This is a genomic window from Actinomadura fulvescens (assembly GCF_039533225.1).
Taxonomy (GTDB): domain Bacteria; phylum Actinomycetota; class Actinomycetes; order Streptosporangiales; family Streptosporangiaceae; genus Spirillospora; species Spirillospora fulvescens.
Genome location: NZ_BAAATD010000030.1, coordinates 13,676 through 27,239, shown reverse-complemented (window position 1 = coordinate 27,239; position 13,564 = coordinate 13,676). Strand labels below are relative to the sequence as shown.

The following is a 13,564-nucleotide window of genomic DNA, read 5'->3' as shown; positions in this document are numbered from 1 at the left end:
TCGTCCACTCGGCCATGCACCTGGACGACGATCCGCTGGTCGACCTCACCGACGACCGGATCCGCGCCGTGCTACGTCCCAAGGTCGCCGGCGCGCTGGTCCTGGACGAACTGACCCAGGACCGCCCACTGGACCTGTTCATGCTGTACTCCTCCATCACCTCACTCGGCCAGATCGGGCAATCCTCCTACGTGGCCGCCAACCTCTTCCTGGAGGCCCTGGCCCGCCGACGCCGCAGCGCGGGCCTGCCCGCGCTGGCCGTCTGCCTGGCCCCCCTGACCGGCACCGACACCCTGAACCAGGGCGGCCGCCAGGAAATGATGGTCAGGCTCGGCATCGAACCGATACGGCAGTCCGAGGCGCTGACCGCCATCGAGACCATGCTGGCCGCCGGTAGCGAAGGCGGAGCCGTGGGCCGCTGCGTCTGGGGCCGCCTGTGCCAGGTCCTGCCCTCGCTGCGCGCTCCCAAGTTCTCACTGGTCCTGCCGCCCGGTACCGGAGACCCCGGCACCGATCGCAGGCAGCTGACCGAAGTCCTGGCCACGATGAGCAGCGAGCAGGCTCACCATCACCTCGCCGAGGAGATCACCCGGTTGCTGTCCGGCGTTCTGCTCGTGCCCGCCGACCAGATCTCCCCGGACCGGCGGCTGGACGAGTACGGGCTGGACTCGCTCATGGCCGCGGAACTGCTCACCTCCCTCCAGGCCCGCTTCGCCGTCGACATCCCGCCGATGGAACTGTTGCGCGGCGGAACGGTCACCAACATCGCTCACAGCGTCCTGCGGCGCCTCGCACCGCAGAAAACCCAGGCACCAGGACCGGACACGGCGCCAAGAGCCGCGGACGTCCCTGCTCCCCGGCAAGCAGACCAGCAAGAGCCGCGGCGTGCCGCCGAGCCCACGGCGGCGCCGACAGACCGAGACCATGGCGGCGTTCAGACCCAGGGGGCGACATGGTGAGCGATGCGTTCCACCGTCCTGGGCGCGGCGAGCCCGGCCAGATGGGCGACCATGCCCACCGGGTGGCTGAGACGTACAGGACGGCGGACCACGGCCTGCACGATCACCTGGGCCGCCGACTCGGCGGACATGACGGGGAACCGCCGGTAAGCCGCGTAACGGTCGATCATGCGCGTGCGGACCAGCGGCATCCGCACACTGGTCCAGTGGACGCCGTCCCGGCGGGTTTCGGCCGCGGCCGCGCGGGCGAAGGCGTCCAGCGCGGCTTTGGACGCCAGATAGCCGTGAAACCGTGGAACCGAAGCGATCTGCACACCGATCGAGGAGACGTTGATGACGTGTCCGCCACTGCCCGCGCGCATGTGCGCGACCAGAGGCATGGTCAGGGCCAGCGCGCCGAAATAGTTCAGCGCCATCATGTAGCGGAGGTCCGTCATGCCGGTGTCGGCCAGGTCCTTGCGTGTCAGATGACCGGCGTTGTTGATCAGTATGTCGACGCCGCCGAGGTCGATCATCTGGGCGGCCAGCGCGGCCGTCGCCGGTTCGTCGGTCAGGTCGCAGGGGTACATGCGGCCGATCCCGCCTCGCTCCTCGACCTCAGCCGCCACCGCGGCGAGCGCCTCGCCCCGGCGTGCGACCAGCACCAGCTCGGCTTCGGGCGTGGCCAGCGCCAGCGCGGTCAGCCGTCCGATTCCCTCCGAAGCGCCCGTCACCAGGATGCGCTTGCCCGCGACCACCGCCTCCAGGCGGCGACGCGTCCTCAGCCCGCTGAGGTGGCGATATGGATCAAGGTGGGCCGACGCCCGCCAGATCGCGTCGCCGAACGTCATGCCGCCGCTCGCCGCCATCCTGCTGCTCCCCCCGCTGCAAGTGCGCTCCCGCCATCGGCAGACCTCGAACACCAAGACCTGTTTACGGGAACGATGCGTGCTGATTACATAGCGTAGCCGCCATGTTATGCGGGTGTTCGGCGTGACCGGATGGAACAGGCGGTGACGCGTCGCCACGTCGGGGAGACGGTTATGGCCACCACTGCGAGTTGCAGCGCGTGCGGTTCCGCCGTGGCGGCTCAGGCCGCCACATTCCCGGATGCGGCCGGCGGGGACTGCTCCTCTCCACCGCCGCATCCGGCCGATCCCCTCACCACGTGGCATGACGATGCCTCCCAGCGGTGCGCGCGGTGCCATCGCCGCGAGCACGCCGGCGGTCAGGCGCACTGCCGGGCGGCTTGGGTGATCTCGTTGGTGTAGACGAGCCGGCCGGTGGCGTTGAGATGGATGTCGTCGTCTCCGAACCAGTTCTCCTGGCCTTCGCTGTAGGTGTGGTGGTTGAACGAGAGTGCCGCGAAGTCCTGGAGTTTGAGGTTGTCGGTGGCAGAGGCGTTGGCCAGGGTGCGTAGCTCACGGTTGATGGATTGGGCGGCCCACGCGTACAGCCAGGGAGGAGAGCCCCAGTAACGGGCCAGGTTGTCAGGTGCGGTGACGAAGACGACGCAGCGGCCCGCGGCGACCAGTTCGTTCACCTTCGCGCGGATGCCGTTGAGGGTGTAGGTGAGGCGTTGCTGGCGGGCGGCCTCGTCAGGCAGCCAGGCCATCTGACCGGCGTCGTTGGCTCCCAGTGCGATGACGTAGGCCTGGGGGTCGTGTTGGAGGAAGCCGCGGGCTTCGTCGAGCAGGTGGTTGCCGGCGCGCGGTAGCCCCTGGAGTTCCGGCGAGGCGACCCAGCGGCGACCGCTGTGGCCCTCGACCTCGACCCGCCATCCGGCGGCGTTGAGGTTGCCTTGGACGTAGCCCTGCAGATGCTGCTGGTTGTAGGTGGTGTCGTTGAGGGATGCGGTCAGGCTGTCCCCGAGTACGGCGGCTTTGGGCTGGCCTGTCGAGCCGTTGGAGAAGGGCGCGATGTAGACGGTGCAGGACCCGTCAGCGGCGACGAAGCGGGGGGACAGGTAGGCGGCTACGGAGGTGGTACGCAGCGCGGCGAGGTCACCTTGCCGTTCCTGAAAGCCGCCGGGCTGATCGTGGGGAAGATTCTCCCAGCGCAGTTGCCAGATGTCGGCTGAGGCGTCGGACCAGGCACCGCCGGGAAGGGTGCGGCGCTGGAACGCGGTGGCGTTCATGACGGGGCCGTAGGCGGAGTCCCGCATCTCGTACCCGACACGCCAGGCGACACCGGGCGCCTGACAAGTGGCCGAGCCCGGCACAGCCGAAGCCGTCGCTGAGGCGGTTGCCTCCGCAGGGGTTGCGCCCGCAGAGGTTGTCTGTGGAGAGGTTGTGTCTGCAGAGGGCGGGCCCGGCGAGGTCCTGCCCGCAGGGGTGGTGCCCGCAGAGGTCGTGCCTGGCGAGGTCGTGCCTGCAGGGGTGGTGCTTGAGGAGGTCGTGCCCGCGGAGGTCGTGTCTGCCGAGGGTGTGTCTGCGGAGGCTGGTGCGGGGGCGGTCAGCAGGGCGCTGCTCATGAGGGCGGCGCATGCGGCGGTGCGGACGAGGGGTCTCATGGGCACTGGCTCGCGGCCTGGGTGATCGCGTTGGTGAAGTGGAGCTTGCCGGTGGCGTTGAGGTGGATGTCGTCGGCGATGAACCAGGCCTGCTGGCCCTGGCTGTAGGTGTGGTGATCGAACGAGAGTGCCGCGAAGTCCTGGAGCTTGAGGTCGTCGGTGGCGGAGGCGTTGGCCTGGGCGCGCAGTTCCCGGTTGATGGCCTGGGTGGCGGCGGCGTAATGCCAGGGGTTGGCGCCCAGGTAATCGGCGAGGTTGTCGGGGCCGGTGACGAAGACCGCGCACCGGCCCGAGGTGCGGATCTCGTTGATGATTGTGCGGAGTGCGCTGATGGTGGCGTCCAAACGGGCCTGCCTTTCCTGGTCAGTGCCGCCGAGGGCGATATGGCCACCGTCGTTCGGGCCGAGGGAAATGACATATCCCTGCGGGTCGTGCTGGAGCAGCCCGCGGAACTCGTCCAGCAGGTAACCGTCGGCCCGTACCAGGTCGGCGGTGCCCGGGCGCGGGGTCCAGCGGCGGCCGCCCTGCCCCTCGACCTCGGCGCGCCGGCCGGCGCCGTTGAGGTTGCCCTGGACGTATCCCTGGAGATGCTGCTGGTTGTAGGACGAGTCGTTCAGGCTCTGGGTGAGGCTGTCGCCGAGCACGCCGATCTTCGGCTGGCCGGCGGTGCCGTTGGCGAACGGGCTGAGGTAGACGGTGCAGGCCCCGTCGGGCGCGACATAGCGCGGAGACAGGTAGGTCGCCACCTGGATGGGGCCGAGCGTGGCGAGGTTGCCCTGCTCTTGGCGGTGGGGGCCTGACCAGGGATTGTCCCAGGCGCTCGGGATGTGGTCCCAGCGCAACTGCCAGGTCTGCGTCGAGGCGTCGGTCCAGGGACCGCTCGGCAGCGTACGGCGCTGGAACGCGGTCGCATGGGCGATCGGCCCGTAGGTCGAGCTGTTGACCTCATAGGTGACCCGGTACGCGACACCGGGCGCTTGGCAGATCTGCGTGCCGGTCTCGGCGAACGCGGGCGAGGGGGCCACGACCGTCCCGGCCGCGAGGGCTGCGGACACTGCCGTGACCGCTCCGGTCCTGCTCATGATTGAACGCAATGCGAACACCTTTCAGCGAGGGATTCCGGATTAGCTCCCTCACATTCGCACAGCAGCAAAATCCTTTCTAATACCCGTCGGGTATACCGTCAGACCCGGGCTGACGATACTGCGCGGGTATTTTCCTGGACCCAGATGGGCCTTGGCACGGGAGACTTCGCGTCGTCTAGAGTCAATTCGATGAAATCATTGATGATCCTTGTCGCCGGTCCGTACCGTTCGGGCACCGGGGACGATCCGGCCAAGCTCGCCGCCAACGTCGCGGCCATGAACCGGGCCGCCCTCGTCCTCTTCCGCGCCGGTCACCTGCCCGTCACCGGCGAAGCCCTCGCGCTGCCCCTCATCGAGGCCGGCGGCGGCGCCCATGTCGGCGACGCGGTCTTCACCGAGATCTTCCATCCCGTCGCCGAGCGGCTGCTGGCACGTTGCGACGCCGTGCTCCGCATCGGCGGCGCCTCCGCGGGTGCCGACATGATGGTCGACCAGGCCCGTGCCCAGGGCAAGGCGGTTTACACCGACATCGACGACGTCCCCGCCCCCGCAACCCCCTGACGCCTTGACTATCGGCCGGTGATGCTCCGGGGGTCCGCTACTAGCGTTCGATGAGCCGTCCCGTACGAAGGCGGAGTTCTAGACTTGCCGGATATGGAGCCCTTTGAGGTGCGGGAGCTGCGGTACTTCGTGGCGGTCGCCGAAGAGCTGAGCTTCTCGCGGGCGGCGGAGCGGCTCGGGATGGCGCAACCTCCGTTGTCACGGGCGATCCGGCAGATGGAACGGCGGCTGGGCGCGGATCTGTTCCGCCGGGACAGCCACCGGGTGTACCTGACCGAGCTGGGGGTTTCGCTCCTCGACCACGCCCGGGAGGCCGTCGACGCGGTGCAGGCGGTCAGCCGGCGGGCCAGCCGGGCCGCGCAGACCACGCCGTCGCTGGTGGCGACGGCCAAGCCGGGCATCGCGACCGAGATCCTTCGGCACGTGGTGCGGGAGTTCGAGTCGCTCGCCGGGGCGCCGCGGGTCGAGATCGTGGTGAGCGGCTTCCGCGAGCAGACGACGATGGTCCGCGACGGACGCGCGGACGTGGCGGTGCTGGGCTCGCCGTTCGAACGCAAAGGCATCGAGGTCGAGGTGCTGGCCATCCATCCCCGGGTGGTCGCGCTCCCCGCCGACCATCCGCTCACCGAACGCCGGCGGCTGACGTGCGCTGATCTGCAAGGCGAGCCGATGCCGATCTGGGCGAAGTCATCGCCGTCGGACATCGCCTACTCCAGCGGCCGGGACCGGGGCAGCGCGATCGCCGCTGACGAGGGTCCCGTCGCCGGACCCACCGTGAGCGACCCGGCGCAACTGCTGGAGGTGGTGAGCCTGGGCCAGGCGATCGCCCTGATCCCGGCCTGGCTGGCCGAACGGAACCCGCGGCCCGACATCGTGTACGCGCCGGTGCTCGACGCCAGCCCGTACTCGACTGTGATCGCCTGGCCTGAGGGTGCCCGTGCCCAGCATGTCGCACGGTTCGTCCGGACCGCGACCGAGCTGTACGTGCCCCGCGAGGTGCACGCCTAGATCCGTTCGCCGTGGGGTGGCCACTACAGTGCTCGGATGGCGAAGCTACGGGATCAGATCCTCGCCGAGCTCGGCGTCAAGGCGGCCATCGAGCCCAAGGCCGAGATCCGGCGCCGGGTCGACTTCCTGAAGGACTACCTGCGGTCGACCCCGGCCAAGGGCTACGTGCTGGGGGTCAGCGGCGGCCAGGACAGCACGCTGACCGGACGGTTGTGCCAGCTCGCCAGCGAGGAGCTGCGTGCCGAGGGACACGACGTCACGTTCGTCGCGGTGCGGCTGCCCTACGGGGTGCAGGCCGACGAGGACGACGCGCGGATCGCGCTGGACTTCATCCGGCCTGACCGGTCGATCGCGGTGAACGTCAAGCCGAGCGCGGACGCCGTCGCCGCCGAGGCCGCGCTCGGCCTGCGGGAACTGCTGCACGACGCGCCCGGGCTGCGCGACTTCGTGCGCGGCAACATCAAGGCCCGCGAACGCATGGTGATCCAGTACTCGATCGCCGGGCAGCTGGGCCTGCTCGTCGTCGGCACCGACCACGCGGCCGAGGCGGTGACCGGCTTCTTCACCAAGTACGGCGACGGTGGCGTCGACGTCACCCCGCTGACGGGGCTGACCAAGCGCCAGGGCGCCGCCCTGCTCCAGGAGCTGGGGGCGCCGCCGAGCACCTGGGAGAAGGTGCCGACCGCCGACCTGGAGGACGAGCGGCCCGCGCTGCCCGACGAGGTGGCGCTCGGCCTGACGTACAGCGAGATCGACGACTATCTGGAAGGTGTCGACGTCTCGCCGGAGGTGGCCGCGAAGGTCGAGTCGGTCTACCGGGCGACCCGGCACAAGAGGGCCCTTCCGGTCACGCCGTTCGACGACTGGTGGCGGCGCTGATCAGTCGGTGAGCTCGACCGTGACGACGTCGGGGGCCAGGTCCTTCCAGACGGCGCCGTCGGCGGTGATCACCACGCAGTCGTGCTCGCGGGCGCACACCGCGGCGTGGGCGTAGGAGACCGATCCCGCCGTCTGCCCGATCCGGGAGCCCGCCTCGGCGACCTGCAGCGCCCGGTGTTCGTCGAGGACGTCCACGTTCACCTGGTTGAACCCCAGGGTCGCGTCGATCCGGCCCAGCAGTGTCACGGCGTCGGGGTCGGAGAAGGCGTCCCGCGCGACCTGTTCGAGGGCCGATGCCGGGATCAGCACCGGCAGGTTGTAGCGCTCGACCAGGTCCAGCAGGTGAAAGCCCACGTCGGCGCCGGCCGCGATCTGCGCGAGCGTGCTGTGGTCGAGGACCCTCACGCGGCGGTCCCGGCGTCGTCGTCGGACAGGGAGAGACCCAGGGCGGCCGCGGCCCGCCGCCGTGCGGCCTCGTAGGCGTCCGGCCCGCTGCCGCGCACGGCGGCGAGCTGCTGGTCGAGCCACAGGCGAGACCGGGCATGACGGCTCGCGCGTTCCCGGACGGCCGAGTTGATGTAGTCCGACACCGAACGGGCGTTCCCGGCCGCCACGGCAGCCTCGGCGGCCTCCACCAGGTCATGGTCGATCGTGATGGTGATCCTGTCCTTGGCGCTCATACTTTCATCTTACTCCGCCGCGAGAGGCTCGGGCCGACCTCCGTTCGTCAGTCGGCGGGGGCGGTGGCGGCGTCGCGGAGCCAGGCCGGGGGCCGGGTCTACTTCAGCATCGCGTCGGCGCCGTGGGTGATGGCGTCGGCGCCGCCGGTGGCTCCCGCGTGGATCATCTCGTTGACGGTCCCCTTGACCCGGGAGGCCACGCCCGGCTCAGCGGGAGCCTCCTCGGAGGAGTCCTGCTGCTGGCCTGAGGGTTGCTGGCCGGTGGGCTGCTGCTGGCCGGTGGGCTGCTGCTGGTCGGCGGGGGTGTTGACCTTCGGCTCGTACTGCCAGGTGTCGATCACCTTGTGCTCGGTGGTGACCGTGCCGGGGCCCGGGTAGGTGACGTTGACCGGCACGTTGTTGGGCTGGTCGTCGGCGAACGCCGCCGGCGACTGGGCCGCGACCGAGGTGGTGGCGGCGGTGCCGAGGAGAAGTGCTGCTACGCGGCTACGCGTCGAAGACACGGGAGGGTCCTTCGTTCGGGGGGTGACGGTCACGCGATCCGCGTTTCGTCACGATGAGCAGCAGTACAACTACCAATAGTTATTCACGTTGGCAAGGGGCGGATGGTCCTTGCCGAAAGCGATGTCCGACTTTGCTGGGGGTTGTGCTTCTCGCCAGGTTGCCTTGGCTCCATCGCAGGCAGGTTGCAGGTTGTGAGCTGCGAGGTGGCCGACGTGGTGACCGGGGACGGCACGTTGCTGCGTTACCGGGAACGCGGTCGAGGACGTCCTCTGGTGATGCTGCACGGATGGGGATTCAGCGGCCGCTTCTTCGATCGCGGTGCCGAGGTCTTCGCCGAGCACAGCCGGGTCGTGGTGCCCGACCTGCGGGGACACGGCGAATCGGGCAAGCCCGACCACGGCTATCGCGTGCCGCGCCTGGCCCGGGACCTGGACGAGTTGCTGGAGGCGCTCGATCTGGACGAGGTCACGGTGCTGGGCTGGTCGCTCGGGTGTTCTGTGATCTGGAGCTACCTGGAACTGTTCGGCACCCGCCGGCTGGCCCAGGCGGTGTTCGTCGAACAGACTCCCCGGCAGTACTACGCGCCCGACTGGACGTACGCCCACAGGAGTTGTTACGACGACGCGGAGCTGGCCCGTACGCAGGCTCAGATCGAGTGTTCTGTCGAGGACTTCGACAACCAGCAGATCGACACCATCACGCACCGGCGGCTGCCGGTGGACGAACGCAAGCGGCTGCTGGCCGAGATGGCCAAGTGCCCGCCCCACGTACGCAACGCGCTGATGGCCGATCACACCCGCCAGGACTGGCGCGACCTGCTGCCCACCATCACGGTGCCCTCGCTGGTGCTGGTGGCCCGCCGTGACACCGTCATGCCCTGGCAGGGACCGGCCTACGTGGGGCAGGCCGTTCCCTACGCCAAGACGGTGTTCTTCGAGGGCAGCAGCCACGCGTTGTTCCTGGACGAACCGGACCTGTTCCACGACACCGTCACCGAATTCGTCCTGCACGGTCCGCGGCTGACCGGCTCCGGAGGTACACGATGAGTCCACCCATGCCGTTCACCTACTCCGTCAACGAGTTCACCACGGCGCCGTGGACGTTCGAGGAGGATCTGCGTCGCTACGGCGAGCTGGGCGTGGAGGCGATCGAGCTGTGCGAGGACAAGCTCGACCCGCAGCGGCTGGACCGGCAGCTCGCCGAGCTCGCGGACTCGGGCCTGCCCGTGTGCTCGGTGCAGCCGCGATTGCGCACGCTGTTCCCGAGCCGGATGATGCCTCAGCCCGAGGGTCTCGCCGAGCGTCTGGCTCGCATACGCGCCAGCATCGAACGGCTCGCCCCATATGCCCCGGGAGCGGTGTTCGTGGTCAACACCGGCCCGGCGCCCGGCGGCGACATCGCCGGAGCCCTCGACCACGTGCACAGCGGCCTGCGGCGTCTCGCCGAGACCGCGGCCGACCACGGCGTACGGATCGCCCTTGAGCCGCTCAACCCGATCCTGCTGAACGCGGAAACGATGATCTGGACGTTCGCCCAGGCCCAGCAGCACGTCCGGGCGGTCGGTCACGACAGCGTGGGGATCTGCGTCGACACCTGGAACCTCTGGCAGGACCCGTATCTGGCCGCCGGGCTGCGCGCCGACGGCGACCCGGTGTTCCTGCTCCAGGTCAGCGACTGGCGGACGCCGCGTTCACACGCCGATCGCCGCAGTGTCGGCACCGGGCCGATCCCGACCTCGCAGCTGCTGCACGCCGCGTTCGAGGGCGGCTACCGCGGCCCCTGCGTGCTGGAGATCTTCTCCAGCGACGTACCCGACTCGCTCTACGACGGCGATCTCGCCGCGCTGATCCGCGACAACCGCGTCGCGCTGCAACGAGCCTGGAACGGCCATCCCTGACGACACACCCGTCCCGGCCCACGCACCGCCTTCCGTACAAACGCACCGCCTCCCGCACGAACGCGCCGAACTTCCCTACGTTCGCGCCGCCTTCCGTACGTTCGCGCCACCTTCGGGGTTCGTACGTCCTTGGTGATGTCGGCGTGGCCGGTGCCCTGTCAGACCGGTGATGTTCTGGTGGCCCGGAAGCGGCAAGCTGTCACTCTCCGATGCTCGTCGCCGGGTTTGTCGGCGATGTTCTCTGGTGGCGGCGCCGCGGGAGACGAGTCCTCGAACACGCCCCTTTACAACCCCGTCAGAGGGCATGATGGGCGGTGACCGACAGTGGCTGCGTGGTGACGATTGGCGGTGGTGCGGATGACCGATCGGGACGATGCGACCGGCGCGGCCGGTGCCACGCCGCGTGGACCGGCCGACGTCCTGTGGGTCAAGCGCCTGCCGGAACGTCCCGGGATGCGGGTCGGCGGCGAGATCAACATTCGCACCCGGCAGGTCTGGGAGTCGGCACTGGACGAGTTGCCCCGCACGCATCCCGTCGTTCACCTGGAACTGGGCGAGTTGCGGATGGTGGACGCCGGGGGCGCCGCGGCGCTGGTCGCCACGGCGGCGCGGCTCGACGGCGGCCGCGTGGTGCTCTACGACCCGCCGCCCGCCCTGTGCCGGATTCTGGCGGTGCTCTGGCCGGAGCTGAACGGGATCGAGGTGAGCGGCCGATGACCACGCGGTCCTCGGGTCCGGCGGCCGCCGAGCCGTTCCATCATCCGGCGCTCTTCTACCGCGGCTCCGCCGAATACCTGGCCGGTACGGTCTCGTTCCTGCGCGAAGGACTCGACGCCGGCGAACCGGTCGCCGCCGCCGTGCCCGAGCCCAACCTGGGCTTGCTGCGCGCCGGACTGGGCGCGTCCGCCGGCCGGGTCCGGCTGCTGGACATGGGACGGGCGGGCCGCAACCCCGGCCGGATCATCCCCGGGGTGCTGCGTGCGTTCGCCGACGCCCATCCGGGACGGCGGGTGCGCATCATCGGGGAGCCGATCTGGGCCGACCGCAGCGACCTTGAGTATCCGGCCTGCCTGCAGCACGAAGCGCTGATCAACCTGGCGTTCGCCGGGCGTGCCGTGACGATCCTGTGCCCCTACGACGCCGACGCCCTGCGGCCAAAGGTCCTGGCTGACGCCGCGGCCACCCATCCAATGCTGGCCGACGTTCACGGCGAACGCGCCAGCGACCGGTACGCGGCCGCCGAGGTGATCGAGGGCTGCAACGTGCCGCTGCCCGAGCCGGACGTCCCCGCCGCCGTGCTGGCCTACGACAACACCAGCTTGGCCAAGGCCCGGGTCCTGGCGGTCGAGCAGGCCGAACGCGCCGGCCTCAGGCACGACCGCGTGCTGGACGTCGAACTGGCGGTGAACGAGCTGACCGGCAACACCCTGAGACACGGCGGCGGACGGGGGACCCTGCGCGTCTGGGCCGAAGGCCCGCACCTGGTGTGCGAGGTCCACGACGGCGGGCACATCGACGACCCCCTCGCGGGCCGCAGGCCGGTGGCCCCCACCGTCACCGGCAGCCGCGGGCTGCTGCTGGTCAACCAGCTGGCCGATCTGACGCGGATGCACACCCGGCCGGACGGAACCACCATCCGGATCTACTTCACCCGCTGAACCGGCACCGCGGCCGTGCTGCGAAAAGGGAGATCGTGATGGGGCCTCTGGAGTCCGGGACCGACCAGGACGACGATCTCCGCGTCGTCGCCGTCGGCGGCGTTCTCGACATCACCAGGCAAGGCGACTTCGACGAGGCCCTGGCCACCGCCCGGCTGGACGCCGACGACCTCATCGTCGACATGACCGACGTGACGTTCATCGACACCAGGTGCATGGCCGTGCTCATCCGGCATTGGAAGCGCCTCACCACCGACGGTCATCGCCTCATCCTGGTAGGCGCGACCTACAAGACCACCCGGGCGCTGTGGGTCACCGGCCTGGACAAGCACATCCCGCACACCGACACCGTCGACCAGGCCCGCCAGACCCTCGCCGCCACAGACAAACATGGCACGGTCACGTGTTCAGGGACGTCCGATAACGGTTCAGCCTGATTTCTGGACATTTCGGACCAAAAACCGGCGTGCACTGCTTGGCTCTCCGGCATGCGGATCATGGAGGGTGAACGGCTCGGACGCCGGACACTGTTGACGTACGGCGCGTTCGCGACGGCGGCGGCCGCGCTCGGCGGCTTCACGTTCCTCCGGCGTTCCGGCGACCCCGACAGCCGGGGCGGCCTGGCCGAGCCCACGGACGATCCCGTCGAGGTCGTCTACGGCGCGGGCTGGAACGTCGCCGCCCGGTCCCTTGACCATCCGGTCTCCGAGGCCCTCGCCCGTACCAGGGACGCCGCCGGGGAGCAGTACGCCGTGCTCCTCATCGTCGGCGGCGTGCCCCGGATGGTCATCGAGGTCTGCTGGCGAGCCCACCACGCCGAGCTCTGGAACCTCGACGGCAGCGGCCGGAAGTACCGCGGCGTCTCCTACCGCCGCTGGCCGGACGGACGCCTCCGCCTGTTCGAGGTCCGCAGCTGGAGCCCCGGATCCTCGGGCGGCGAGCCGAACTTCCGGGGCCGGATCCGCCGCGCGGTCGCCGGGCCGGTCCGCGACGTCGAAACCTGGACCCGCACCAACGGCGGCGTACGGCAGACCTATGTCAACTGGTCGGAGTGGCCCGAGCGTGCACGTCCGCCGGACAACGCACCGGTGCCCTCCCCCGGCGACTGGCCGAGGTTCGCGGGGCTGACCGGCTCCGTCACCGTACGCCCGGGCTCGGCGACCGCGCCTACACGTTTCCCCTGGCGAGCACCTCAGCCACTGCGCCCCAGCCACCTTACGGAGCTGACCACCCCGGGCACACGATTCGTGGCCGAGAACGGCAGGAAGGTCACCGTGGAACGCGTCTCCGCCGGTCGGCTGCGGCTGCCGAGCGGCCGCCTGGCGGTCCAGGATCCCGGCTGGTCCGTGGCCGAGCCCGAGCCGCTGCTGGCGACCGTACCTGCGGGTGAGTACCCGGTCGACCTGTTCCGCTTCGCCGGCGTCGGAGCACCCCACGCGTGCCGCGTCCGCGTGACCGGCAAGCCGGTCCGTTCCTGGCATCTGGCTCTGCGCGCAGGCGAACACGAACTCTTCCTTGGCGACGGCGAGCTCTACGGCGCCGGCGTCGACACCGGCACCCTGGCCCTGGCCGACGCCACCGGCTGGCCCCACTACAAGCAGAACGACGTCGAACAGGCCACCGCCGACGACAAGGCCCTCTTCACCTCCCTCGACGACCCGCGCCCCGGCTCCCCGACCAACATGATCGTCATGCCCACGTACTGGGGCGACGGCAGCTATCCCGTCTGGCTCGGCCGCGCGGCGGACGGAGAGATCAGTTGCTACCTGGTCGACTATCTCCCCCGCGCCCGCCCGAGCTCATCAGGGCTACGAGCACGGAACAAGGTTCCGTAAACGGGAG

The 13,564-nt window shown here is 69.9% G+C and carries 16 protein-coding genes; 10 read left to right on the top strand and 6 right to left on the bottom strand.

The features are described 5' to 3' along the window. Positions 1-959, top strand: a 959-nt coding sequence (locus ABD333_RS46825; RefSeq protein WP_344549408.1) for a beta-ketoacyl reductase, incomplete at its 5' end; no start/stop codon positions are given. On the opposite strand, the gene ABD333_RS46820 is transcribed toward ABD333_RS46825, so the two are convergent. The 3 genes from ABD333_RS46820 to ABD333_RS46810 all read right to left on the bottom strand — a co-directional run bounded on the left by ABD333_RS46820 (position 935) and on the right by ABD333_RS46810 (position 4,532). Then, positions 935-1,966 carry an SDR family NAD(P)-dependent oxidoreductase gene (locus tag ABD333_RS46820; RefSeq protein ID WP_344549407.1) on the bottom strand — a complete coding sequence of 344 codons (1,032 nt, stop codon included), beginning with the start codon at positions 1,964-1,966 and terminating at the stop codon, positions 935-937. The genes ABD333_RS46825 and ABD333_RS46820 overlap by 25 nt on opposite strands. Before the next feature lie 200 nt (positions 1,967-2,166). Then, a complete protein-coding gene (locus ABD333_RS46815) occupies positions 2,167-3,075 on the bottom strand; it encodes an SGNH/GDSL hydrolase family protein (protein ID WP_344549406.1) in 909 nt (302 codons plus the stop codon). Between the two features lie 371 nt (positions 3,076-3,446). Continuing rightward, positions 3,447-4,532 (bottom strand): SGNH/GDSL hydrolase family protein, encoded by a 1,086-nt coding sequence (locus ABD333_RS46810; RefSeq protein WP_344549405.1) that lies wholly within the window; start codon positions 4,530-4,532, stop codon positions 3,447-3,449. Between the two features lie 192 nt (positions 4,533-4,724). On the opposite strand from ABD333_RS46810, the gene ABD333_RS46805 reads away from it, so the two are divergent. From ABD333_RS46805 to nadE, 3 genes are all read left to right on the top strand, one after another. Then, complete coding sequence (locus tag ABD333_RS46805; RefSeq protein WP_344549404.1) at positions 4,725-5,096, top strand: hypothetical protein; 372 nt, start codon at positions 4,725-4,727, stop codon at positions 5,094-5,096. Positions 5,097-5,189: 93 nt separating this feature from the next. Continuing rightward, on the top strand, positions 5,190-6,104 hold the full coding sequence (locus tag ABD333_RS46800) for a LysR family transcriptional regulator (RefSeq protein WP_344549403.1): 915 nt from the start codon (positions 5,190-5,192) through the stop codon (positions 6,102-6,104). A gap of 36 nt (positions 6,105-6,140) precedes the next feature. Further along, positions 6,141-6,983 (top strand): ammonia-dependent NAD(+) synthetase, encoded by an 843-nt coding sequence (gene nadE / locus ABD333_RS46795; RefSeq protein ID WP_344549402.1) that lies wholly within the window; start codon positions 6,141-6,143, stop codon positions 6,981-6,983. Here nadE and ABD333_RS46790 read toward each other — a convergent pair whose 3' ends face one another. The 3 genes from ABD333_RS46790 to ABD333_RS46780 all read right to left on the bottom strand — a co-directional run bounded on the left by ABD333_RS46790 (position 6,984) and on the right by ABD333_RS46780 (position 8,166). Further along, positions 6,984-7,388 (bottom strand): hypothetical protein, encoded by a 405-nt coding sequence (locus ABD333_RS46790; protein ID WP_344549401.1) that lies wholly within the window; start codon positions 7,386-7,388, stop codon positions 6,984-6,986. Beyond that, the gene (locus ABD333_RS46785; RefSeq protein ID WP_344549400.1) at positions 7,385-7,663 is read right to left on the bottom strand and encodes a hypothetical protein; all 279 of its coding nucleotides are present in this window, start codon (positions 7,661-7,663) and stop codon (positions 7,385-7,387) included. The genes ABD333_RS46790 and ABD333_RS46785 overlap by 4 nt, the downstream gene beginning before the upstream one ends. A 98-nt stretch (positions 7,664-7,761) precedes the next feature. Continuing rightward, positions 7,762-8,166, bottom strand: a complete 405-nt coding sequence (locus tag ABD333_RS46780) for a hypothetical protein (protein WP_344549399.1) — start codon at positions 8,164-8,166, stop codon at positions 7,762-7,764. Positions 8,167-8,358: 192 nt separating this feature from the next. Here ABD333_RS46780 and ABD333_RS46775 point away from each other — a divergent pair, with 192 nt between their 5' ends. The 6 genes from ABD333_RS46775 (at position 8,359) to ABD333_RS46750 (ending at position 13,557) form a co-directional block, all read left to right on the top strand. Next, positions 8,359-9,213 carry an alpha/beta fold hydrolase gene (locus ABD333_RS46775; RefSeq protein WP_344549398.1) on the top strand — a complete coding sequence of 285 codons (855 nt, stop codon included), beginning with the start codon at positions 8,359-8,361 and terminating at the stop codon, positions 9,211-9,213. Further along, on the top strand, positions 9,210-10,064 hold the full coding sequence (locus ABD333_RS46770) for a sugar phosphate isomerase/epimerase family protein (RefSeq protein ID WP_344549397.1): 855 nt from the start codon (positions 9,210-9,212) through the stop codon (positions 10,062-10,064). The genes ABD333_RS46775 and ABD333_RS46770 overlap by 4 nt, the downstream gene beginning before the upstream one ends. A gap of 357 nt (positions 10,065-10,421) precedes the next feature. Beyond that, on the top strand, positions 10,422-10,781 hold the full coding sequence (locus ABD333_RS46765) for an STAS domain-containing protein (protein WP_344549396.1): 360 nt from the start codon (positions 10,422-10,424) through the stop codon (positions 10,779-10,781). Next, positions 10,778-11,722, top strand: a complete 945-nt coding sequence (locus ABD333_RS46760; protein ID WP_344549395.1) for an anti-sigma factor RsbA family regulatory protein — start codon at positions 10,778-10,780, stop codon at positions 11,720-11,722. Before ABD333_RS46765 ends, ABD333_RS46760 begins: the two co-directional genes overlap by 4 nt. A gap of 38 nt (positions 11,723-11,760) precedes the next feature. Then, positions 11,761-12,159 (top strand): STAS domain-containing protein, encoded by a 399-nt coding sequence (locus tag ABD333_RS46755; RefSeq protein ID WP_344549394.1) that lies wholly within the window; start codon positions 11,761-11,763, stop codon positions 12,157-12,159. A gap of 51 nt (positions 12,160-12,210) precedes the next feature. Then, positions 12,211-13,557: a DUF4241 domain-containing protein gene (locus ABD333_RS46750; protein WP_344549393.1), complete on the top strand. Its 1,347-nt coding sequence runs from the start codon at positions 12,211-12,213 to the stop codon at positions 13,555-13,557. The last annotated feature ends 7 nt before the right edge of the window (positions 13,558-13,564 follow it).